This window comes from Amycolatopsis sp. NPDC045836 (assembly GCF_056431745.1).
In genome coordinates this window covers 522,863-544,038 of record NZ_JBWKKF010000001.1, presented here as the reverse complement: position 1 = coordinate 544,038, position 21,176 = coordinate 522,863, and the positions used below count along the sequence as shown (strand labels likewise).

The following is a 21,176-nucleotide window of genomic DNA, read 5'->3' as shown; positions in this document are numbered from 1 at the left end:
CGGCTTGCGGTAATACCCCTCCAAACTCGCCAGCGACGACAACTTGAACAGATTCCGCAACCCCGTCGCGTTCTCCGCCAGCATCGTCATGTGCGTGTACGCGCCCCCACCCGAGACGTCGCCACCCTCACCGAACTCATCCGCCCCCCGCTGACTGGACTGCCCCCAGAACACCGGCTTCTTGTGAAACCGCGACTCCGGCGCCAGATACGCCTCGATCCCGATGATCGGCTTGATCCCGGCCTTGCGGGCCGACTGGTAGAACTCGTCCGCCCCGTACATGTTGCCGTGGTCGGTCATCCCCACCGCCGGCATCTCCAACCGCGCCGCCTCCGCGAACAACGGCGAAATCTTCGCCGCCCCGTCCAGCATCGAGTACTCGGTGTGCACATGCAGATGGACGAAAGAGTCCACGGTCGACTCCCAGCGGTTGTAGGTGCCCGCATTCGACCGGACGGACTCCGCTGGCGTCCAACAACCGACACACCATCCGTGCACAACCACCGGTTGTCAACGCAGGCAACGGCGCAACACCCGGTGCGTTGACGGCCAACCACTTCGGAGTGAAGTTCGTCGGCGGCTCACCATACTTTTGGGTGGTCTACTCCATCACCCGTCTGTGCGACGCTCGCCCGGGTAAAAACCGTGCGCGCATGTGCACGCGCGGTGACGAGAATCCATGAGGGAGTGACCTTGCCGAGAATCGCAGGGAGCCGACTGGGTGCGGTCGCACTCGCCGGTGCGCTCTTCACCGGCGTGCTCAGCGGGCTGTCCGGGACCGCGGTCGCCGCCGAGGAGGCCGGTCCGAAGGCCGCGCAGGTCGGCGCCACCGCCCCGGTGAACTGGGGCCAGTGCGCCAAGGAGACGCTGGCCGGTGTGCCGGCCGACCAGGTCCACCTGTACAGCTGCGCGCGCTACCGGGTGCCGATCGACCACGACAACGCCTCGCTGGGCACCATCGACATCGCGCTGCTCAAGCGCGCGGCGAAGGTGACCGGCCAGCGCGTCGGCTCGCTGTTCCTCAACCCCGGCGGCCCCGGCGGCTCCGGGCTGCGGATGCCGATCAGCGGCCACCTCTACTTCCAGCAGCCGGTGCTCGACCGGTTCGACCTGATCGGCTTCGACCCGCGCGGGGTCGGCCAGAGCAACCCGCTGCGCTGCTTCACCACCGCCGAGGACGCCGACGAGGTGTTCGGCGCGATGGTCGGCGTGCCGCAGAGCCGCGAGGAGATCTCCGGCACCCTGGCCGCCTACCGCGACTACGGCCAGTTCTGCAAGAACAACGCCGGTTCGCTGCTCCACCACATGTCCACCAAGGACGTGGTGCGCGACCTCGACCAGCTGCGCGCCGCGGTCGGCGACCAGAAGCTCACCTTCGTCGGCTTCTCCTACGGCACGCTGATCGGCTCGACCTACGCCGGCATGTTCCCGAAGCAGACCCGCGCCATCGTGATCGACGGCAACGTCGACCCGAAGCTCCGCACCAGCGACGGCGTGGCCTACGACCAGCAGCGCGCCGACGGCTTCGAGATCGCGCTGGACGCCTTCCTGACCAAGTGCCAGCAGGTCGGGCCGAAGTGCGCGTTCAGCTCCGGCAACCCGCGGGCCAAGTTCGACGAACTGCGCGACCACCTGCGCAAGGAGCCGATCGACGGGGTCGACATCAGCACCTTCACCGGCGGCGTGGGCAGCGCGCTGTACTCGCCGACCCGCTTCCCCGGCCTGGCCGAGGACCTGCAGGCGCTCTACGACGTGATCCACCCGGCCGGCGACGCCGTCGCGGTGGCCGCCGCCCCGGCGATGAAGACCCTGGTGCCCGGCAAGAACGGTCTGGCGGACATCGACCCGGACAGCCCGTACCTCTCGGACGACTCGTACTTCGCGGTGAACTGCTCGGACAAGCCGATCAGGATCAAGCAGAGCAGGGTGCCGGAGATCGCCGCGCAGACCGAGCGGAAGTCGCCGACCTTCGGCCGCTACCAGGTGTTCTCCGACATCGCGGGCTGCCCGGTGTGGCCGGCGAAGAACCCGGACGTCTACCGCGGTCCGTGGCGGGCCAAGACCGACACCCCGATCCTGGTGGTCGGCAACTACTACGACCCGGCCACCCAGTACAAGTTCTCCCAGCGCATGGCCGAGCAGCTCGGCAACGCCCGCCTGCTCTCGGTCGACGCGTTCGGCCACTGCATCCTGGGTGACGCCGCGGGCGTGGACAAGATCGCCGCGGACTACCTGATCGACCTGAAGGTCCCGGCCGACGGCCAGGTGTTCCAGCCGAACGTCCAGCCGTTCGCCTGACCCCCGGTGAACCGCTAAGACCAGCGTTCGGAGAAGAGTTCGTAACCCGGCGGCTCACCCGGCAACGGGTGGGCCGCCGTCGCGCGCAAGCCGTCCAGGGCGATTTCGTTGATGCGCGCCCGGGCGTTGCGCGCCGCCTCGACCAGGTCGTCGCGGCCCTGGTTGCCCAGCTGGTCGAGCAGCGGCGACTTCGCCAGCTGCTCGACCAGCAGAGCCACGTCCACCACGGTCACGTCCGGGCGCAGCACACCCGCCCGGTGCGCCCGCTCGACCAGTGCCGCGACGGCCTCGTCCGAGCGCCTGTTCTTCTCCGCCATCTCCTCGGTGACCTCGATCAACCCGGCCAGCGGCGCCAGTGAGCCCGGTCCGATTTCGATCGCCGCCCGGAGGTAGTGCGCGAGGCCGTCCCACGGGTCTTCCCGCGCCAGCCCCTCCTCGGCGGCCCGCAGGTAGTCGTCCAGCGCGATCACGCACAACCGCTGGAACAGCTCCTCCTTGGTGCGGTAACGCCGGTAGAGGCTGCCGATCCCGACCCCGGCCCGCGCGGCGATGGCCGCCACCGACGCGTGCGCGCCCTCGACCGCGAGCACCTCGCGCGCCGCCCGCAGCAGCGCCTGGTCGTTGCGCTCGGCTTCGGCCTTCCGCCCGTGCTTGGTCACCCCGCCGAGCTTAACGCCCCTTGCGGAGCACTTCACTCCGTGAGTAACGTCGAAACCGACCGGAGCGTTTTGCTCCGATAAACGAAGGAGCACCCATGCCGGACACCGAGGCGATCCGCCGGACCATCGCGAACGCCGAGAAGCACCAGAACGACACCCACGAGTTCGTCGCGCTGCACACCGCCGACGCGCTCATCGTCAACATCGCCGGGCGCCGCGTGCTCGGCCGGGACGCCATCCGGGAGGCGATGGAACAGGCGCTGGCCACCCCGTTGGCGAAGGTGCTCACCCGCACCGAAATCGTCGACATCCGCTTCACCACACCCGACGTGGCGATCGTCAGTTGCGTGAAGCACGTCTCCGACCAACGCGAGAACGGCGGGGAGCTGCCCGCGAAGGGCAGTCTGACCTACGTCGTCGTGCGCGAAGGCGGCGACTGGAAGATCGCCTCCGCGCAGACCACGCCGGTGCTCAACTGATTCAGCGCACCCCGGCGAGCAGTCGACGGCGCACCGATTCGGCTTCGCCCGCGGAAGCACCGCGCCAGGCGACCACGTGGTCCGGGCGCAGCAGGAGCTGGGTGCCGTCGAATTCGGTGACCGCCCACTCCGGACCGGCGAGGTCGAGCGTCGACCGGGTGCGGGCGTCGTCGAGCCAGCGGTGCGGGATGCGCGTGCCGACCCGCCCGGCCGGTGCGAAGTCGACGACCGGTTCCGTGGAGCCGTCGGGCACCAGCGCCCCGGCCGGGTACTGGAAACCACCGGCCGCCAGGACGAACGGGTGCGCGAGCGTCGGATCCTCCTCGCCGGTGAGGAAGGTGTCGGCACGCCGCGCCGACTGGTCGGCGGTGAACCAGCCCGCCGGCCGGCGCTCGGCGTCGTAGCTGCCGAGCAGTTCCGGCGCCGCTTCCCCGCGCAGCACGGCGGCGAGCTTCCAGCCGAGGTTGTGCACGTCCGCGATACCGGTGTTGGCCCCGCTCGCGGCGAACGGCGGCATCACGTGCGCGGCGTCCCCGGCCAGGTGCACCCGACCGGCCGAATACCGGCCGGCCACCAGCATTTCCGCCTGCCAGCCGAGCACGCTCAGGACCTCCAGATCCGGCACCGGCACGCCGATCGCGGTGCGGAGAACGGCGGGCCAGTCCCGCTCGGTCTCGCCACCGGAAGCCATGAACACCCAGCGCCGCCGCCCGTCGACCGACGCCAGTGCTCCCGAGGCGTCGGGGTGGCTGAGCCGGCAGAGGTTGAACTCGCGGCCACGCACCACTTCGCCGAGGTCGGCGTGGAAGTAGACGTTCACGCTCGGGTCACCGACCGCGCCCCGTCCTGATCGCGTGATGCCCAGCGCCTCGCGGATCCCGCTGCGGGCACCGTCGGCGGCCACCAGGTAGTCCGCCCGGATCCCCTCCCCGGCGAGCCGGCCGGTCACACCGTCGTCGTCCTGCGCGAAGCCCAGCAGTTCGGTGTCGAACCGCACGTCCGCCCCGGCTTCCACGGCGGCCTTCCGCAACACCGGTTCGAGCACGTCCTGGGCGATCAGGCAGGGCGGCTCCGGGCTGACCTCCACCGCCTCGGCGCCGCCCGCCGGTTGCCACAGCGGCAGTTGCGCCGATTCGGCGAGGGTGCGCCCGGCCGCCATGTGGTCGTGACCCGCCAGGTCCCTGGCGGCCTCGTGCACCAGATCGGCGAGCCCCAGCTCGCGGAAGATCTCCATGCTCCGGACGTGGAAGCGCCGGGCCTTCGGCTGCGGGGACGTGGTCGGCCGCCGTTCCAGCAGGGTCACCGCGACTCCGTGGTGCCGCAACACCAGCGCGGCGGTCAGCCCGACGAGGCCACCACCGGCGATCAGCACCTGTGTACGTTGTCCACTCATGATGTACGTTGTACACCGACTGCTAGCCTGAGTCCACCATGAACGAGAAACCGGTGTGGTTCGACGAGCCCGCGCCTCCGCGCACCACGGAACCGCTGAGCCGCGCGCGGATCGTGGCCGCCGCCGTCGACCTGGCCGACGCCCAGGCCGACGGCGAGATCACCATGCGCACGCTCGCGCGGAACCTGGGGGTGCGCAGCCCGATGGCGCTCTACCGGTACGTGGGCAGCAAGGACGGCTTGGCCGATCTGATGGCCGATCACGCCTACGGCCTGATCACCGTCACCCGTGGGCAGGGCTGGCGGCCCGCGCTACGGGAGCTCGGCCGTTCCGGGTGGGCGGTGGTGCAGGCACACCCGTGGTTCGCGCGCCTGGCGTTCAGCCGCCCCCCGCTGGGCCCGAACGCGATGGCGCTCTACGACGCCGCACTGGCCGAACTGGACGCACTGGGCCAGCCCGCCGCCACGCGCATGGGCTACGTGAACACGGTGCTCGGCCACGTTTTCGGCTCAGGATTGGCGTTGCTGGAAGAACGCACCATGCGCGTAGGCATCGGCAACGCCGGTGACGAAGACCTCGCCGAGATGGCGCAGCCCTACCTGGACCGCATCGCCGCCGAAGGCCGTTATCCGCACTTCACGAAGTGGGCCAGCGACCCCCAGCGCGACGCCACCCCACCGCAAACCTTCGAAAAGATCCTGGACTGGTTGCTGGACGGTCTCGAAACCCTGACCTAACGCCGGGAGCGGCGGCGCTTGCGCCCGGTGACCTTGTTGTAGATCACCAGCACCACGATCGCGCCGATCACCGAGCCGATCCAGCCCGCCGGCTCGAACCCGCGGAAGCCCACGGTGAACAGCCCGAACAGGAAGCCGCCGACCACCGAGCCGACGATGCCGAGCAGGATCGTGGGCAGGCAGCCGATGTCGTCCTTGCCCGGCACCAACGCCCGAGCGATCCACCCGGCGACCAAGCCGAACAGCAGCCAGCCGAGAATGGTCCAGAACACCGCACCCACCTCACCCGTCCGACAACGCCTACGGTGATCACGCTACCCGTCACCGAGCCTCGGCGCCCACGCCGGAGACCCCGATCACGCCACCGCCCCCGCGCCCCCACCGGTGAAGAAGCCCGCCCCCGGCGGACACCGGACCGACCGATATGAAAATCCACTGACGCGGGCACAGAAATAACCGGGCAAAGCCAAAAAAGTCGGCAAAGAACACCAAACGGCAAACAGGAAGCCGACAACGAAACGCAACCACCCACCCTCCCCCTCCCACCCCGACACGAAGCCAAAAACACGGCGGGGAAACCGGGGTGGCTGCACCCCGCCGAGACCCGAGCACCCCCGCACCTCCACTGTTCCATACTTCCATGGAACAGTGTAGCTTCTCCGGCATGACCACCCGCCTCCCCCTCCCCGTCTACCTCCTCGCCTTCAGCCTGTTCGCCATGGGCAGCGCCGAGTTCCTGCTGGCCGGCGTCCTCCCGTCGATCGCCGCCGACCTGCGGGTCAGCCTGTCCGCCGCGGGCGCGCTGATCTCCGCGTTCGCCATCGCCGTGGTCGTCGGCGGGCCACCGCTGGCGGTGCTCACCCTGCGCTGGCCCCGCCGCACCACGCTGATCGCCACCCAGGTCCTCTTCGCCGCCTCGGTGGCGGCGGGCCTGTTCACCGACGACTACACCGTCCTGCTGGTCACCCGCTTCCTCAGCGGCCTCGCCTACGCCGGCTTCTGGGCCGTCGCCGCGGTCACCGCGATCAGCCTCGTCCCCGCCGACCGCACCGCGCGCGCCTCCGGTGTGGTGGTCAGCGGGCTCAGCCTGGCGATGGTCGCCGGCGGTCCGGCGGGCGCGCTGCTCAGCCACTTCACCGGCTGGCGCGGCGGCTTCTGGGCGGTGGTCGTGTTCACCGCACTGGGCGCGGTGCTCACCGCCATCGCCGTGCCCGCCACCGACTCGGGGCCCCGCCCCAGCGTGCGGCAGGAACTGCGCACCCTCCGCCGCCCGCGGCTGTGGGTCGTCTTCGCGGTGACGCTGCTGAGCACCGCCGCCTACATGGTGTCCTACAACTACCTCGCCGCTTTCCTCACCGACCTCACCGGCCTGCCCGAGGTGTGGGTGCCCGCCGTGCTCACCCTGTTCGGCGTCGGCGCCTTCGCCGGGTTGTCGCTCGGCGGGCGGATCGCCGACGGGCGGCCGTTCCACGCACTGCTCTCCGGGGCGATCGGCATCGCCGGGTGCAGCGCGCTGCTGGCCGTCTTCGCCGGTGAGCCGGTGGCCGTCGTGCCGCTCGTGCTCCTGCTCGGCGTCGCGGGTTTTGTGCTGAACCCGGCCATCTACGGACGGGTGTTCACCATCGCGGCCGACGCGCCCACCCTCGCCGGGGCGACCACGGTTTCGGCGTTCCAGCTGGGCATCAGCCTGGTGCCGCTGTTCGCCGGGACCGTGCTGAACAGCGCCGCCGGACTGGGTGCCATCCCGTGGATCGGGGTCGCGCTGGCGGTGCTCACCACGCTGGCGGTGCTCGTCGACCGGCGGCGGGCGGCACCGGCACCGGCACCGGCCTGAGTTCTGCCAGTATCGTCCTGGTGAAGCGGAGCGCACTGGCACTGCTGGGATTCGCCGGACTGATCGGCTGGGCCGAACTCGTGCACTGGCGCGCTTCCCGCGCGCTGGTGCACCAACCGCGGCCCGCCCGGTCCGAAGCGGTGGTGGTGCTCGGCTACCGCAACCGCGGCGACCGGATCAACGCGCTGAACCGGTGGCGGGTGCGTGCGGCGCTGCGGTCGATGGATCCGGCACTGGACTCCGTGTTGATCTGCTCGGGCGGCGGAAACGGCCCGAAGACCGAAGCCGAACTGCTGGCGCGGCACGCGACCGGCCGCGGCTACACCGGCGAAATCCGGCTGGAGGACCGCTCACGCAGCACCTGGCAGAACATCGAGCACCTGGCACCGCTGGTCGAGGACGCCGACCGGATCAAGCTCGTCTCGCACCCGCTGCACGCCCTCAAGGCCCGCCTCTACCTGCACCACCAGCGTCCCGACCTGGCTGCCCGCCTGGTCCGCGGGGCCGACTACCGGCTGGGCGAGGCGTGGCCGCTGAAACCGCTGCTCGCCGGACACGGCCTGCGTCAGCTCGCCCGCGGCCGTCGCGACCTGGCCACCCGGTTGAACAACTCGGCACCTGGGTAGTTCGAGGTCATGAGCCAGCCGGACGAGTCGTTCGACGACCGCAACGCCATCGACGAGCGCGCGGCCACCCGGGCCGTCCTGCTGCCCGAGGAACAGGCCGCGGGCAGCGAGGACGCCGAGGGTCAAGCGAAGGAAGTGTTACGGGATTCCGAACGCCGGGTGGAGGACTGACCGCCATGTAGTGGTTGTCCACAGCCCTGTCCACAACATGTGGACAAGCCTCAGACGGCGAACACCTGGTCGTCGTCGGCGAACGCCTTGAATTCGAGCGCGTTGCCCGCCGGGTCCAGCAGGAACATCGTCCACTGCTCACCCGGCTCGCCCTTGAAGCGCACGTACGGCTCGATGACGAACTCCGTGCCCGCCGCCCGCAGGCGGTCGGCGAGCTCGCCGAACTCCTCGACGGTGAGCACCAGGCCGAAGTGCGGAACCGGCACGTCGTGCCCGTCGACCGGGTTGTGCACGCGCCGGGTGCCTTCGGCCGCGAGGTGGGTGACGAACTGGTGGCCGTGCAGGTTCCAGTCCACCCAGGTGTCCGAACTGCGGCCCTGCGCCAGGCCGAGCACCTCGCCGTAGAACTTCCTGGCGGCGTCGAGGTCGTCGACCGGCATCGCCAGGTGGAAACGCGGGATCGGGGAATCCAGGATGGTCATGTCGCAATGTTAACATTAGCACATGACCATCTCCCCCGCCCGGCGCCGTGGTCTGGCCGAGGAGGTCGCCGACAGCATTCGCGAGGCGATCTTCGACGGCAGCTACGCCCCCGGCGCCCAGCTGCGCGAAGTCGAGCTGTCCGCGACGCTGGAGGTCAGCCGCGGGCCGGTCCGCGAAGCCCTGCTGCGGCTGGAACGCGAGGGCCTGGTCCGCAGCCAGTGGCACCGCGGGGCGACGGTCACCGACCTCACCGCCGAGGACGTCGCCGAACTCGACAGCCTGCGTGGTGCACTGGAAAACCTGGCCGTTCGCCGGGTCTGCGAACACGCTGCCGACGCCGACCTCGACCGCATCGACGAAGCGGTGGTGCGGATGGAGCGCGCGGCCGACGCGCACGAGATGGTCCGCGGCGACCTCGCCTTCCACGACGCCGTCTACGCGGCTGCCCACCACCGGCGCCTCGGTGAAGCCTGGGCGGCCATCCGCAGCCAGGTCCACCTGTTCCTGCTCACCCGCATCCACCGGGACACGCGGGACTACCTCACCCGCATCCCCGCCGAGCACCGCGAACTCGCCGCCGCACTGCGGGCCGGGGAAACCGAAACCGCGCTGGCCGCGTTCGCCGAACACCGCCACCACGCCTTCGCCATCCTCAACCGCTGACCAGCACCTGCGGTGAGAGCGCCTTCAACATCGCGTTGGACCACTTGAGCTGCCGCAACGTCTGCGGGTGGCAGCGCTGGGTCAGCTCCAGCAGTTCGCGATCCCTGAGCGCCTGCGCGCCCTGGGCGAGCAGTTCCCAGTCCAGCGAGACACCGGCCGCGCGGCGGTGCAGGCGCCGGAGGTCGGCGAGCAGCAGCAATCCGGGGACCGCCTGCCTGCCGGTCAGCTCACTGGCCTTCCGGCGCACCGGCGCGAGCACCCCGGACGAATCCGGTGCCCCGGCCCGCAGCGAAAGCCCGTAGCGGTTGCCGGTGTCCGCCAGGGCACGCACGTGCGCCCGCGACCACTCCGCCAGGTCACGGGCGACGTGGTGGACCTCGTGCTCCACGCGGTGGCGGTCGGACAGCTGGTACAGGAAACGCGCCAGCGCGGTCTCGGAGCGGTGCAGTTCGCGCAGGGCGAGTTTCATCGGTTGCCCTCCGGTTCGGCGCGGGTGATGGCAGCCGCGGCGGTTTTGAAGATCGGCTGCTTCGACACCGGGTCCCAGTCGGTCGGGGTCAGCTCGTTCGCGGCCCGGTCCGCCGGACCACCGGTGTCCCAGTAGCCGTAGTGGAACGGCAGGAACAGCACCCCGTCGCGGATTTCGCGGACGCGGACCCGCGCGTGCACGGCACCGCGGGCGGTGGTGACCTCCGCCAGTTCGCCTTCGCCGAGGCCGCACGCCTCGGCGTCCCGCGCGGACATCTCCACCCACACCTCGGGTTCCGCCTTCTGCAGTTCCGGGGCGCGAGCGGTTTTGGTGCGGGTGTGGAAGTGGTAGAGCGTGCGCCCGGTGATCAGGGCGAACGGCCGCTCCGCGTCGGGTGCTTCGTGCGGGGGCAGGTATTCGGCGGCCCGGATCATCGCCTTGCCGTCCGGGTTCATCGCGCGGTATTCGTCCGGTTCCGTCGGCGCGCCGGTGATCAGGTCACGGCCGTAGCTCTCGCAGTAATCGGGATGGGCGAAGAACTTCCCGTCGGCGTAGAGCCGTTCCGGACCCCATTGGACGCCATTGCGAGCACGCAGACCTGCATAGGAAAAAGCACTGTAGTCACAGGGCCGTCCGGCACTCGCCGCTTTCCACGCTTCGAACGCCGATTCCGCATCCGTCCACGGCGGGAACGCATTCCCGTCCTTGTCCCGGAAATCCATGCGCCTTGCGTAGTCGAGGAAGATGTCGAGGTCCGGCTTCGCCTCGCCGGGCGGTTCGACCGCCTTTTCCGACAGGTGCACCGTGCGGTCGACGTTGGTGAACGTCCCGGTCTTCTCCCCCCAGATCGCCGCGGGCAGCACCACGTCGGCCAGTTCCGTGGTCTCCGTGCGGAACGCGTCCTGCACCACCAGGAACAACCGCTCCTGCGCCAGGACCGACCGCACCCTGGCGAGTTCGGGCAGCGACACCGCCGGATTCGTGGCGCTGACCCACAGGAAGCGGATGGTGCCGTTCTCCGCGTACCGCAGCATCTGCATCAGGTGCGTCGGCGGCGCGTAGTGGGGGATCTGCATCGGGTCGAGGTTCCACAGCCGGGTCAGCTCGGCGACGTGGTCGTCGTTGGACCAGTTGCGGAAGCCGGTCAGATCGCCGTCGGCACCGCATTCACGGGTGTTCTGCGCCGTCGGCTGACCGTTCATCTGCAACACCCCGGCCCCCGGTTTTCCCAGCATGCCGCGGATCAGGTTGAGGTTGTTCACCTGCACGGCCGCCGCGGTGGCCTGGTGCGACTGGTAAAAGCCTTGCAGCACCGTGGAAAGCAGCCGTTCCGCCCCACCGAGCACCCGGGCCGCCTCCCGGATCTGGGCCGGCGGCACCCCGCAGGTGTCCGCCACCCGCTCGGGGGTGGCGCCTTCGACCTGCCGCACCAGGTCCTGGTAGCCGACGGTGTGCTGCTCGACGTAGGCGTGGTCGACCCGGTCGTTGCGGATGATCTCGTGCAGCAGGCCGTTCATCAACGCGACGTTGGTGCCCGGCAACGGCGCCAGGTGCACGGTGGCCGCCCGGGCGACGGCGGTGGTGCGCGGGTCGACGCAGACCAGCGCGGGCGGGTTCGGCCCGGCGAGCCGGTCCAGCATCCGGCTCCACAGCACGCTCTGCGTCTCGGCGACGTTGTGCCCGAACAACGCGATCACGTCGGCGTGGTCGACGTCGGTGTAGGACGCGGGCTGACCGTCGCAGCCGAAGGAGGTCTTCAGCGCGGCCGCCGCCGTGGCGGTGCAGAGCCGGGTGTTGCCGTCCATGTGGTTCGTGCCGATCGCGCCGTGGCCGATGGCCGCGAGCGTGTAGTACTCCTCGGCGAACAGCTGGCCGCTGGTGTAGAAGCCCAGTGCGCTCGGCCCCCGCTCGCCGAGCAGTTCGCGGCTGCGCGCCACCACGCGGCTCATGGCCTCCTCCCAGCTCGCTTCGACCAGTTCACCGCCGTCGCGCACGAGCGGGGTGGTCAGCCGATCGGGAGAGTTCCCGGCCTGCCAGCCGTAGAGGTCCTTCGGGTCGAGGCGGCCGTGGTTCACCCGGTCGTCCGCGCGGCCCCGCACGCCGACCACCCGCCCGTCCTTGACGGCGATGTCCAGCCCGTCCCCGTTGGAGTGCAGCACCGCGGCCGAGGGCACCCACCGGTCGACGTCCTCGGCGCGCACCCCGTCGGCGAGGTGGTGGTCGACGCGGACCGGCCACCGCTCACCCGGCCCGTACGGCGTCCGAGGTCCCCATGGCTCGGTGATCGCGTCCCGTTCACGCATCCAGCGCGCTTACCCGGCGCGAACGGCGATCAAACCCGGGCGTTCCGACGGGCGGCGGCACCGCGACGGGAGTACTTTCCTCACCGTGAACTCGCGCGTGACCGGGGTTTTGAGCGCGGGGGTCGTGACCGCGGCCCTCCTCAGCGGCTGCGCGTCGGCGGCGGATCCCGGCGTACGGGACATCGCGCAACGCTTCCTCGAAGCCGATCCGGACACCGCGTGCACGCTGCTCTCCCCGCGGGCGATGGAGGACCTGACGCGGCACGGCCGCGACACCTGTCCCGCGGCGCTGGCCGAGGCGCGGGTGCCACGCGGCACCGTGACCGAGGTCACCGTCTGGGGTTCCGACGCCCAAGCCAAGGCCGGCGAGGGCACGCTGTTCCTGCACGAATACGAGGACGGCTGGCGGATCACCGGCGGTGGCTGCCGCTCCCGCGGTCCGGACGTGCCCCACCAGTGCGAAGTGGGTGGTCCGTGATGCGGCGGTTCCTTCGGGACAACGGCCTCGGCCTGGGGTTCGGCCTGCTGTTCCTGCTCGCGCTGGTCGGCCAGTCGATCGCCGGGCACGCCGACTTCAACGACCGCCAGCTCGCCGACGGTGGCGCTCCGCTCGGTTATGGTGAATACCTGGTCTCCTCGGACTTCCTGGTGGACGTGGCCGAGAACTGGCAGTCCGAGTACCTCCAGTTCCTGCTCTACGTCTTCGCCACCGTCTACTTGATCCAGCGGGGCTCCCCGGAGTCGAAACCGGCGTCGAGGCTGGGCCTGGAAAGCGACCGCGACCAGCTCGTCGGCCCGCACGCCGAGGCGCGCTCGCCGAAGTGGGCCAAGGCGGGCGGCTGGCGGACCGCGGTCTTCTCCCGGTCGCTCGGCCTGGTCATGGGCCTGCTGTTCGCGGTGTCCTGGAGCATCCAGTCGGTGGCCGGGGTGGCCGCGTACAATTCCGAGCAGCTTCTCGGCTTCAGCGACCCGGTGACCTGGCCGGAGTACCTCGGCTCGGCCGACTTCTGGAACCGGTCGCTGCAGAACTGGCAGTCCGAGTTCCTCGCCCTCGCCTCGATGGCCGTGCTGTCGGTCTACCTGCGACAACGCGGGTCGCCGGAGTCCAAACCGGTCGGTTCCCCGCACACCGCCACCGACGAAACCGGCTGAGGAGGTTTCGGGGTCCCCCCGCCGGGGTATCCGGGCCGCGCGAAGAAGGGGGTCCCCGTCCATGCGAAGAACCACGGACGTCGCCGAGCACCTGGCGACGCTGGGACTGCTGGAATCCGAAGTCGACCTCCTCCCTCCCCTGCTGACCACTTCGGCGAACCCCGCGGTGCGGTCCATGCACCTGCGTGAGGCCGCCATCGCGGAGAACGCGTCCCGGCTGCGGGTGTCCCTGCGGCAATGGCTCAGTGATCTGGGGCTCACCGGCGACCTGCTCGAAGACGTGGTGCTCGCCGCGTACGAAGCCATGGCGAACGTCGTCGACCACGCCTACGCCCACTCGCAGGGCCCGCTCGACCTGCACGCGCACGCCTACCGCGGCACCTGCACCATCACCGTCTCCGACCGGGGCCGGTGGCGGGCCGCCCCGCCCACGGCGCAGTCCTTCCGCGGGCGGGGCCTCGGCATGATGCACGAGCTGTCGAACGAGGTCCTGATGCGCTCGAACGAACGCGGGACGACGGTCCGGATGATCTGGCGGAAGGCCTACTAGTCCTCCGCCGAACCCGGCTCGGACATGCGCCGGTGCCCGGCGGCCATCGCCGGGTCCGGCAGCACGTTGCCCGCCGCCGCGGCCACCTTGTTCTTCACCGACGTGGTGACCACGTGGTCCTTTCCGGCCACCAGCGCGTCGTAGCCCTGCTTGGCGACCACCGCGGCGCTGTCCTTGCTGCCCGCGCCGACCTTGGTGTCCTCCATACCGGCCCGCTCGAAGAACTCGGTCTCCGTCGGACCGGGCATCAGCGTGGTGACGGTGACCCCGGTGTCGCGCAGTTCGTCGCGCAGCGCCTCGGCGAAGGACTTCAGGAACGCCTTGGACGCGTTGTAGACCGACTGGTACGGGCCGGGGGAATTCGCCGCGATCGACGAGGTGAACAGCACCCGGCCCGCTCCTCGGCGGACCATCGGCGGCAGCAGCCGGTGGGCCAGGTGCACCGACGAACGCACGTTGAGGTCGACCACGGTCAAGTGGTCTTCGAGTGGGGCGTCCCCGACGAACGGCCCGCCGACCCCGACCCCGGCGTTGAACGCGACCGCGGCGACCGGCCTGCCGGTGTCCGTGATCGCCTTCGCCAGCCGCTCCACCCCGTCCGGGGTGGCCAGGTCGGCCCGCACCTCGTCGACCCGGCCGCCGCCGAGGCCGCGCACCTCCTCGGCGGCGGCGGTCAGTTCCTCGTCTTCCGCGGTGACCAGCACGTCGTAGCCGTTCTTGGCGAACTGCTTGGCCAGCTCCAGCCCGATTCCGCTGGACGCACCGGTGACCACGGCGAATGGCTGTTCTGTGGAGTTCATGCCGACGGGCTACCCCGGCCTGCCGCGCCGAACCACCCGCGGGGTTGCCACCGGCGCCATCGGGTACGCCTGGCCCGTGTACACCGAAGAGGTCACCGCGCTCGCCAGGCCGCTGACCGGCCCGGGCGACTTCGACGAGCTGCTGGACCGCGTCGGCCGGGCTCGGGTGGTGATGCTCGGCGAAGCCAGCCACGGCACCCACGAGTTCTACCGGTGGCGTGCGCTGCTCACCCGGCGGCTGATCGAGGAGAAGGGCTTCTCCTTCGTCGCCGTCGAAGGGGACTGGCCCGACTGCGACCGCGTCGACCGGGCCGTGCGGTGCCTGGGGGAGCCGCGTCAGGCGCTGGCGGCCTTCGACCGGTGGCCGACCTGGCTGTGGGCCAACGAGGAGGTCACCGACTTCTGCCGGTGGTTGCGCACCCACAACGCCGGGCTGCCCGAGGCCGGGCGCGCCGGTTTCCACGGCCTGGACGTCTACTCGCTGTGGGAATCACTGCGCGAAATCCTGGTCCACCTGCGGGAGCACGATCCGGCCGAGGTCGATACGGCGCTGGCCGCCTACCGCTGCTTCGAGCCGTACGGCGAGGACGCGCGGGAGTACGCGACGGCCACGCGCCTGGTGCCCGGCGGCTGCGAGAACGAAGTCGTCGACCTGCTCGTGCGGTTGTGCGAGCGGGCGGCGGCCGGCGGTGCCGAGGAGTTCCGCGCCTGGCAGAACGCCGAGGTCGTCGCCGGGGCCGAGCGCTACTACCGGGCGATGCTCGCCGGTGGCCGTGAATCGTGGAACGTGCGCGACCGGCACATGGACCACACGCTGGCCCGGCTGCTCGAGCACCACGGGCCGGGTGCGAAGGCGGTCGTGTGGGCGCACAACACCCATGTCGGCGACGCCCGCGCCACCGACCTGGGTGCGGTCAACATCGGGCAGCTGGCCAGGGAGCGCCACGGCACCGACCAGGTGGTGCTGGTCGGCTTCGGCAGCCACCGGGGCACCGTCGTCGCCGGTGACTCCTGGGGCGCGCCGATGCGCGAGCTGCCGGTGCCCCCGGCCCGCGAGGGTTCGCTGGAGGACGTGCTGCACCGGACCGCACCCGGTCAGGCGGTGCTCACGTTCCCGCGCGGCACCCGGCCGGACCTGCTCACCGACGAACTGCCGCACCGCGCCATCGGCGTGGTCTACCACCCGGACCGCGAACGCCGGGGCAACTACGTGCCGACCGTGCTCGGCGAGCGGTACGACGCGTTCCTGTGGTTCGAGCGCACCCGTGCCCTGCACCCGCTGGCCGGGCGGGACCGGCTCTCCCCGGGGCTGTTTCCCAGCGGCAACTGAACTGGTAATCATCCCGGGTTTGCTGGGACCATCAGGGGTAACCCTTGAGTGGTTCGGCGAGGGTTCACCCGAAGGAGGCGGCAATGGCTCTGCGTCCCCGCGACGTGGTGGTCGTCGGCGCGTCCGCCGGCGGTGTCGAAGCGCTCCGGACGATGGTGGCCGGCCTCCCCGCCGATCTGCCCGCGGCCGTGCTCGTGGTGCTGCACATGCCCGCCGGGGGCACCAGCACGCTGCCCGCGATCCTGCGGCGGTCGTGCGCCCTGCCGGTGGCCGCGGCCGTCGACGGCATGCGGCTCGAGCACGGCAAGGTCTACGTCGGCAGACCCGACCACCACCTGCTCGTCGTCGACGGCGTGCTGGTGCTCTCCCACGGGCCCACCGAGAACGGGCACCGCCCGGCGATCAACGCGTTGTTCCGCTCGGCCGCGGTCGCCCACGGGCCCGCGACGGTCGGTGTACTGCTCTCCGGCGTGCTCGACGACGGGGTCGCCGGACTGGAGGCGATCGTGGCGCAGGGCGGCATGGTGGTGGTCCAGGACCCCGACGACGCGCTGTACCCGGCCATGCCGCGGCACGCGCTGGCCGCGGTGACCCCGGACTACGTGGTGTCCGCCGGCCGGATCGGCGACGCGCTGGCCAAGATCACCGCGACCGAGGTGAACCACACCCCGGCCACGTCCGAGATGCTGCGCTGGGAGAACGCCGTCGCAGGCGGGGCGCGGTGAAGGAGGCGAACGATGTGGGCACCCCGTCGGAATTCTCCTGCCCCGACTGCAACGGAGTGCTCTCCGAGATCGAACCGGGCCGGTGGTACCGCTGCCGGGTGGGGCACGCCTGGAGCGCCGAGGCGCTGCTGCAGGCCCAGGGCTCCGCGTTGGAGCGCGCCCTGTGGACGGCGTTGCGCGCGCTGGACGAGAAGACCGCGTTGAACCAGCGGATGGCCCAGCAGGCCCGTGAGCGGGGCAGCAACACGATCGCCGAGCGCTACGAGGAACAGGCGACGGAAACCGCCATGGCCGCCGGTGAAATCCGACGGCAACTCGGCGTCGGGGAGCGGACGTGACCGTGCAGCTGAAGTTGGTGCGCCAGCAGGGCGCGGTGGTGGTCACGCCGACCGGCCTGCTGCACCGGCCGACCTACCAGGCGCTGAAGGACCAGTTGGCGAAGGTGGCCGCGGAGCACCCCCGTGCGGTGGTGGTGGACCTCGGCGAACTCGAGATCGAGTCGACCACCGCGTTGTCCGTGTTCTCCACCGTCCACACGCGGCTCGCCCAGTGGCCGGGGGTGCCGCTGCTGCTCGCCGGGGCCAGCGAGGACAACCGGCGGCTGCTCGCCCCCGCCCGCACCCGGCAGTACGTGCCGGTGCACAAAACCGTGGCCGACGCGATCGCGGCGATCGGTGACCCGCCGCCCCGGCGGATCAGCCGGACCGAACTGCTCAACCACCCCACCAGCCCGCGGGTGGCCCGCCGATTCGCCCGCGAGGTGTGCGCGGAGTGGAACCTGCCGGACACGGTCACCACGGACGCCACCCTGGTGCTGAGCGAACTGGTGTCCAACGCGGTCACGCACACCGATTCGAACCCGCGGGTGCGGATCGAACTGCGGCTCGGGGTGCTCAGCCTCTCGGTCACCGACGACGTGCCGGGCACCGTCTCCGTCCGGGACCCGGGCACCGGCCTGCGCGGGCTCGGCGGCCTCCTGCTCGTGGCGCAGACTTCGCTGGTCTGGGGCTGCACCCCGACCGTCGACGGCGGCAAGGTGGTCTGGGCGACGCTGGCCGCCCGCTAGTACGGTGCTCTGGTGGACGATGCGCCCAACCAGCTCGATCCCGACTTCGAAGCGGTGCTGCTGCACCTGAAGGAGTCCCGCGGGTTCGACTTCACCGGCTACAAGCGGACCAGCCTCTCCCGCCGGGTGCGGCGGCGGATGGCCCAGGTCGGCATCGACAGCTACGCCGAGTACATCGACCACCTCCAGGTCAACGTCGACGAGTTCGACGCGTTGTTCAACACCATCCTGATCAACGTCACCAGCTTCTTCCGCGACCCCGAGGCGTGGGAGCTGTTGCGCGAGGAACTGATCCCGGCGCTGCTCGCCGAACGCTCCCCCGAGGACCAGGTGCGGGTCTGGAGCGTCGGCTGCGCCTCCGGGGAGGAGGCGTACACCCTGGCCATGGTGTTCGCCGAAACCATCGGGCCGGAGCGGTTCCGCCAGCGGGTGAAGATCTACGCCACCGACGTGGACGAGGACGCGCTCGCCCAGGCGCGGCAGGCGACCTACTCGGCGAGCGCGCTGGAGAGCGTGCCACCGGAGTTGGTCAGCACCTACTTCGAACGCCACGGCGAGCACTACACCTTCCGCCAGGACCTGCGCCGGTCGGTCATCTTCGGCCGCAACGACCTGGTGCAGGACGCCCCCATCTCCCGCATCGACCTGCTGGTCTGCCGCAACACCCTGATGTACTTCAACGCCGAGACGCAGGCGAAGATCCTCAACCGGTTGCACTTCGCGCTCTCGCCACGCGGGCTGCTGTTCCTCGGGCGCGCCGAGATGCTGCTCTCCCACACCCGGCTCTTCGACCCGGTCGACCTGAAGCGGCGGGTGTTCCGCAAGTCCATCGCCACCCCCGTCGGCGTCGGCCACTTCTCCGGGCCCTCCTTCCCGCAGGAGCGCACCGGCGAGATCAGCAGCCTGGACCAGCTGCGCGAGCACGCGTACTCGGCCTCGCCGGTGGCGCAGGTGGTGACCACCGGCGAGGACATCGTGGCGATGATCAACCAGCAGGCCGAGCTGATGTTCGGGGTGTCCAACCGCGACATCGGCCGCCCGCTGCGCGACCTCGAGCTGTCCTACCGCCCGATCGAACTGCGTGCCTACGTCGAGCAGTCGAAGGTGGAGCGCCGCGGCATCCGGATCAAGGACGTCGAGTGGCAGCGCGGGCCCGGTGAGGTCATCTGGCTGGAGATCCACGTCAACCCGCTGGTGGACGCGGACCACGGCCTGCTCGGCGTGTCGATCGCGTTCCACGACGTGACCGCGGCCAAGGCCCTGCTCGACGAACTGGCGCACGCCAACCGGCAGCTCGAATCCGCCTACGAGGAACTGCAGTCGACCAACGAGGAACTGGAAACGACGAACGAAGAGCTCCAGTCCACGGTCGAGGAGCTGGAAACCACGAACGAAGAACTCCAGTCCACGAACGAGGAACTGGAGACGATGAACGAGGAACTCCAGTCCACCAACGACGAGTTGCAGGCGATCAACGACACCCTGCGGGACCGCAGCGTGGAACTCGACGAGGTCAACGAGTTCCTGGAATCGGTGCTGACCTCCATCCGGTCGGGGGTGGTGGTGCTCGACACCGAAATGCGCGTGGCGGCGTGGAACCGCGGCGCCGAGGACCTTTGGGGGGTGCGGCGGGAGGAGGCCACCGGCCAGCACCTGCTCAACCTCGACGTCGGCCTGCCGGTGGCCGAGCTGCGGCCGAGCGTGCGGAACGCGTTGCTGGACGTGGACTTCGAGGAGACGCTCACGCTGGCCGCGGTCAACCGGCGGGGCAGGAAGATCTCGCTGCGCCTGAAATGCGGTCCGCTGCACACGTCGGGTGGGGAAATCCGCGGGGTCATCCTCTTGATGGACGCCACCTGAGTCGTCCGCGCACCCCGGGGTGACCAATTCGGGGGATATCGGTAACCGGATACTTTGCGTTCGGCAGCACCGGCTTCTACGGTGAGTGGCACGGTTCAAACCACGTGCCGCCCTTCGGGGAAGCCCGCTGACTTCCCCGTGACCACGGAAGGAGCCAGCATGGACGCGCAGTTGGCCGTTGAAAGTCACGACCTGGCCGATTCCGTGCGCCTGATCTCCGTTTCCGGGGAGGTCGACGTGACCACCGCGCCCGAGCTGGACGCCGCGCTGAGCCACGCGTGGACCCCACCCCGCCCGTGCGCGGTGCTGGTCGACCTGGCACAGGTCGCCTTCTTCGGCAGCTCGGGCCTGCGGTGCCTGCTGAACGCCGACCGCCAGGCCCGCCTGCACTCCGCGACCCTGGGCATCTGCAACCCCTCGCGCCCAGCCGTCCGCGCGCTGAAAGCCGCCGCGCTGGACGCCGTCCTCCCCCTCTACACCACCCGATCGGCGGCGCTGGCCCACTTCACCCCGTAGGGTCCTGACCGAGCTTCTTGAGCCGCCCGCACACGGGCTCAGCTCGGCGTTCTCGCGCACTTGGGGGTGTTTTCGCGCCGAGTGCGGCAGGCGGACCGGCTGATCCGGTTTCCTGCGGTGGCCGTGTGGCCGAGCCGGTGCCGCGGGTGTTGCCGGGCTGAGGTGGCAGGCGAAGCCTCTTTGCAGGCCGCCGCAGCACATGGCGGTGGTGGCGTTCGGGGCGCGTTGAGCGCTGTCGCGCTGAGCGGGGCCGACTGCTGAGGGATCGCCGCCGCTGCACCCCGCCAGCGAGCTCGGGAAGGTTACCGCGCTGGGCGTGGCAGGCGGGCTGGCTGATTTCGGCCCCCTGCGGTGAGCCGGTGGTCGATTCGGCGTGGCCGTGCGCCGAGCCGGTGCCGCGGGGTGCGCCAGGGCCAGCCCGCGGCACACCGCCGTCACGGCGGTTTCGCGCGCCCATTCTGCCAAGGCCCCGCAGGGGTCAGCGGTGGCGTGAGCGGTACCGGGCCACGTTGGCGCGGTTGCCGCAGATTTCCGGCATGCAGTAGCGACGGCGGCCCGCTCGGCTGCTGTCGACAAAAACCCCGTGGCAGGTGGAATCGGCGCAGGCGCGGAACCGGTCGTCGCTCAGGGAGCGGAGGACGCCGAGCAGGCCGACGCCGGTCAGCAGGGCGAGGTCCGCGGCCAGGGCGCCGGTGCAGCGGACGGCCCACCTCGACGACGGGGAGAGCACCAGTTCGCCGTGCCGCACGAGGTCCTCGAGTTCAGCCGAAGCATCACCGCCGGCGATCACGGTGTCGATGACGGCCCGCAGCCGGGAACGCAGCGCCAGCACGCCGGACAGGTCCGCCGAGTCGACCACGGCGTCGATGTCGTGCTGCGCGAGGAAATCACGCAGGTCAGCGGGTGTGCGGAGGGCGTCGCCGGTGCGCAGCATGACCTCACCCGAGGTGTTCACCAGGTCCGTCGCCAGGCCCGCACCCCGTGCGTAATCTTCTAATTCGACTTGCACCCCTTACCCACCCTCTCCTACCGTAAGGCTTACAAGACCAGTTTAACCATGAC

At 70.5% G+C, this 21,176-nt stretch carries 25 protein-coding genes; 16 read left to right on the top strand and 9 right to left on the bottom strand.

Going from position 1 to position 21,176, the window contains the following annotated elements; all coding sequences use genetic code 11:
* A partial coding sequence (locus AC07EG_RS02665; protein ID WP_478251203.1) for a PHP domain-containing protein occupies positions 1 to 414 on the bottom strand: 414 nt, incomplete at its 3' end.
* A gap of 303 nt (positions 415 to 717) precedes the next feature.
* On the opposite strand from AC07EG_RS02665, the gene AC07EG_RS02660 reads away from it, so the two are divergent.
* A complete protein-coding gene (locus AC07EG_RS02660; RefSeq protein ID WP_478251236.1) occupies positions 718 to 2,298 on the top strand; it encodes an alpha/beta hydrolase in 1,581 nt (526 codons plus the stop codon).
* A gap of 14 nt (positions 2,299 to 2,312) precedes the next feature.
* Here the strand turns inward: AC07EG_RS02660 and AC07EG_RS02655 are convergent, their stop codons facing one another.
* On the bottom strand, positions 2,313 to 2,957 hold the full coding sequence (locus tag AC07EG_RS02655; protein WP_478251202.1) for a TetR/AcrR family transcriptional regulator: 645 nt from the start codon (positions 2,955 to 2,957) through the stop codon (positions 2,313 to 2,315).
* Between the two features lie 95 nt (positions 2,958 to 3,052).
* On the opposite strand from AC07EG_RS02655, the gene AC07EG_RS02650 reads away from it, so the two are divergent.
* Positions 3,053 to 3,436, top strand: a complete 384-nt coding sequence (locus AC07EG_RS02650; protein ID WP_478251201.1) for an SgcJ/EcaC family oxidoreductase — start codon at positions 3,053 to 3,055, stop codon at positions 3,434 to 3,436.
* Between the two features lies 1 nt (position 3,437).
* Here AC07EG_RS02650 and AC07EG_RS02645 read toward each other — a convergent pair whose 3' ends face one another.
* Positions 3,438 to 4,829, bottom strand: coding sequence for an FAD-dependent monooxygenase (locus AC07EG_RS02645; RefSeq protein WP_478251199.1), 1,392 nt, complete (start codon positions 4,827 to 4,829; stop codon positions 3,438 to 3,440).
* Between the two features lie 38 nt (positions 4,830 to 4,867).
* Here AC07EG_RS02645 and AC07EG_RS02640 point away from each other — a divergent pair, with 38 nt between their 5' ends.
* Complete coding sequence (locus AC07EG_RS02640; RefSeq protein ID WP_478251198.1) at positions 4,868 to 5,566, top strand: TetR/AcrR family transcriptional regulator; 699 nt, start codon at positions 4,868 to 4,870, stop codon at positions 5,564 to 5,566.
* On the opposite strand, the gene AC07EG_RS02635 is transcribed toward AC07EG_RS02640, so the two are convergent.
* Positions 5,563 to 5,838: a GlsB/YeaQ/YmgE family stress response membrane protein gene (locus tag AC07EG_RS02635; protein WP_478251197.1), complete on the bottom strand. Its 276-nt coding sequence runs from the start codon at positions 5,836 to 5,838 to the stop codon at positions 5,563 to 5,565. The genes AC07EG_RS02640 and AC07EG_RS02635 overlap by 4 nt on opposite strands.
* 392 nt (positions 5,839 to 6,230) lie before the next feature.
* On the opposite strand from AC07EG_RS02635, the gene AC07EG_RS02630 reads away from it, so the two are divergent.
* From AC07EG_RS02630 to AC07EG_RS02620, 3 genes are read left to right on the top strand one after another with little or no spacing between them, the layout of a single operon-like run.
* Positions 6,231 to 7,400 carry a Cmx/CmrA family chloramphenicol efflux MFS transporter gene (locus AC07EG_RS02630; RefSeq protein WP_478251196.1) on the top strand — a complete coding sequence of 390 codons (1,170 nt, stop codon included), beginning with the start codon at positions 6,231 to 6,233 and terminating at the stop codon, positions 7,398 to 7,400.
* Between the two features lie 20 nt (positions 7,401 to 7,420).
* On the top strand, positions 7,421 to 8,026 hold the full coding sequence (locus AC07EG_RS02625) for a YdcF family protein (RefSeq protein WP_478251195.1): 606 nt from the start codon (positions 7,421 to 7,423) through the stop codon (positions 8,024 to 8,026).
* A 9-nt stretch (positions 8,027 to 8,035) separates the two neighbouring features.
* Positions 8,036 to 8,197, top strand: coding sequence for a hypothetical protein (locus AC07EG_RS02620; RefSeq protein WP_478251194.1), 162 nt, complete (start codon positions 8,036 to 8,038; stop codon positions 8,195 to 8,197).
* 50 nt (positions 8,198 to 8,247) lie between these two features.
* On the opposite strand, the gene AC07EG_RS02615 is transcribed toward AC07EG_RS02620, so the two are convergent.
* A complete protein-coding gene (locus tag AC07EG_RS02615) occupies positions 8,248 to 8,679 on the bottom strand; it encodes a VOC family protein (protein WP_478251193.1) in 432 nt (143 codons plus the stop codon).
* Between the two features lie 22 nt (positions 8,680 to 8,701).
* Between AC07EG_RS02615 and AC07EG_RS02610 the strand changes: the two genes are divergently transcribed.
* A complete protein-coding gene (locus AC07EG_RS02610) occupies positions 8,702 to 9,343 on the top strand; it encodes a GntR family transcriptional regulator (RefSeq protein WP_478251192.1) in 642 nt (213 codons plus the stop codon).
* Here the strand turns inward: AC07EG_RS02610 and AC07EG_RS02605 are convergent.
* Positions 9,333 to 9,812 carry a hypothetical protein gene (locus AC07EG_RS02605; protein ID WP_478251191.1) on the bottom strand — a complete coding sequence of 160 codons (480 nt, stop codon included), beginning with the start codon at positions 9,810 to 9,812 and terminating at the stop codon, positions 9,333 to 9,335. The two genes, AC07EG_RS02610 and AC07EG_RS02605, sit on opposite strands and share 11 nt — an antisense overlap.
* Complete coding sequence (locus AC07EG_RS02600; RefSeq protein ID WP_478251190.1) at positions 9,809 to 12,115, bottom strand: molybdopterin oxidoreductase family protein; 2,307 nt, start codon at positions 12,113 to 12,115, stop codon at positions 9,809 to 9,811. The genes AC07EG_RS02605 and AC07EG_RS02600 overlap by 4 nt, the downstream gene beginning before the upstream one ends.
* Positions 12,116 to 12,200: 85 nt before the next feature.
* On the opposite strand from AC07EG_RS02600, the gene AC07EG_RS02595 reads away from it, so the two are divergent.
* The 3 genes from AC07EG_RS02595 to AC07EG_RS02585 all read left to right on the top strand — a co-directional run bounded on the left by AC07EG_RS02595 (position 12,201) and on the right by AC07EG_RS02585 (position 13,817).
* Positions 12,201 to 12,593, top strand: a complete 393-nt coding sequence (locus AC07EG_RS02595) for a hypothetical protein (protein ID WP_478251189.1) — start codon at positions 12,201 to 12,203, stop codon at positions 12,591 to 12,593.
* The gene (locus AC07EG_RS02590) at positions 12,593 to 13,267 is read left to right on the top strand and encodes a DUF6766 family protein (protein ID WP_478251188.1); all 675 of its coding nucleotides are present in this window, start codon (positions 12,593 to 12,595) and stop codon (positions 13,265 to 13,267) included. The genes AC07EG_RS02595 and AC07EG_RS02590 overlap by 1 nt, the downstream gene beginning before the upstream one ends.
* Positions 13,268 to 13,328: 61 nt before the next feature.
* Positions 13,329 to 13,817: an ATP-binding protein gene (locus AC07EG_RS02585; RefSeq protein WP_478251187.1), complete on the top strand. Its 489-nt coding sequence runs from the start codon at positions 13,329 to 13,331 to the stop codon at positions 13,815 to 13,817.
* Here AC07EG_RS02585 and AC07EG_RS02580 read toward each other — a convergent pair.
* Positions 13,814 to 14,617, bottom strand: a complete 804-nt coding sequence (locus AC07EG_RS02580) for an SDR family NAD(P)-dependent oxidoreductase (protein ID WP_478251186.1) — start codon at positions 14,615 to 14,617, stop codon at positions 13,814 to 13,816. The two genes, AC07EG_RS02585 and AC07EG_RS02580, sit on opposite strands and share 4 nt — an antisense overlap.
* Here AC07EG_RS02580 and AC07EG_RS02575 point away from each other — a divergent pair.
* From AC07EG_RS02575 to AC07EG_RS02550, 6 genes are all read left to right on the top strand, one after another.
* A complete protein-coding gene (locus tag AC07EG_RS02575; RefSeq protein ID WP_478251185.1) occupies positions 14,616 to 15,947 on the top strand; it encodes an erythromycin esterase family protein in 1,332 nt (443 codons plus the stop codon). The two genes, AC07EG_RS02580 and AC07EG_RS02575, sit on opposite strands and share 2 nt — an antisense overlap.
* Positions 15,948 to 16,030: 83 nt before the next feature.
* On the top strand, positions 16,031 to 16,672 hold the full coding sequence (locus AC07EG_RS02570) for a chemotaxis protein CheB (protein WP_478251183.1): 642 nt from the start codon (positions 16,031 to 16,033) through the stop codon (positions 16,670 to 16,672).
* 14 nt (positions 16,673 to 16,686) lie between these two features.
* Entirely contained in the window at positions 16,687 to 17,010 is a 324-nt protein-coding gene (locus AC07EG_RS02565; RefSeq protein ID WP_478251182.1) for a hypothetical protein, read from the top strand.
* Positions 17,007 to 17,738: an STAS domain-containing protein gene (locus AC07EG_RS02560; protein WP_478251181.1), complete on the top strand. Its 732-nt coding sequence runs from the start codon at positions 17,007 to 17,009 to the stop codon at positions 17,736 to 17,738. The genes AC07EG_RS02565 and AC07EG_RS02560 overlap by 4 nt, the downstream gene beginning before the upstream one ends.
* Before the next feature lie 12 nt (positions 17,739 to 17,750).
* Positions 17,751 to 19,598, top strand: a complete 1,848-nt coding sequence (locus tag AC07EG_RS02555) for a CheR family methyltransferase (RefSeq protein WP_478251179.1) — start codon at positions 17,751 to 17,753, stop codon at positions 19,596 to 19,598.
* A gap of 159 nt (positions 19,599 to 19,757) precedes the next feature.
* Entirely contained in the window at positions 19,758 to 20,114 is a 357-nt protein-coding gene (locus tag AC07EG_RS02550; RefSeq protein ID WP_478251178.1) for an STAS domain-containing protein, read from the top strand.
* Between the two features lie 478 nt (positions 20,115 to 20,592).
* On the opposite strand, the gene AC07EG_RS02545 is transcribed toward AC07EG_RS02550, so the two are convergent.
* Positions 20,593 to 21,123 carry a CGNR zinc finger domain-containing protein gene (locus AC07EG_RS02545; RefSeq protein ID WP_478251176.1) on the bottom strand — a complete coding sequence of 177 codons (531 nt, stop codon included), beginning with the start codon at positions 21,121 to 21,123 and terminating at the stop codon, positions 20,593 to 20,595.
* Positions 21,124 to 21,176: the final 53 nt, after the last annotated feature.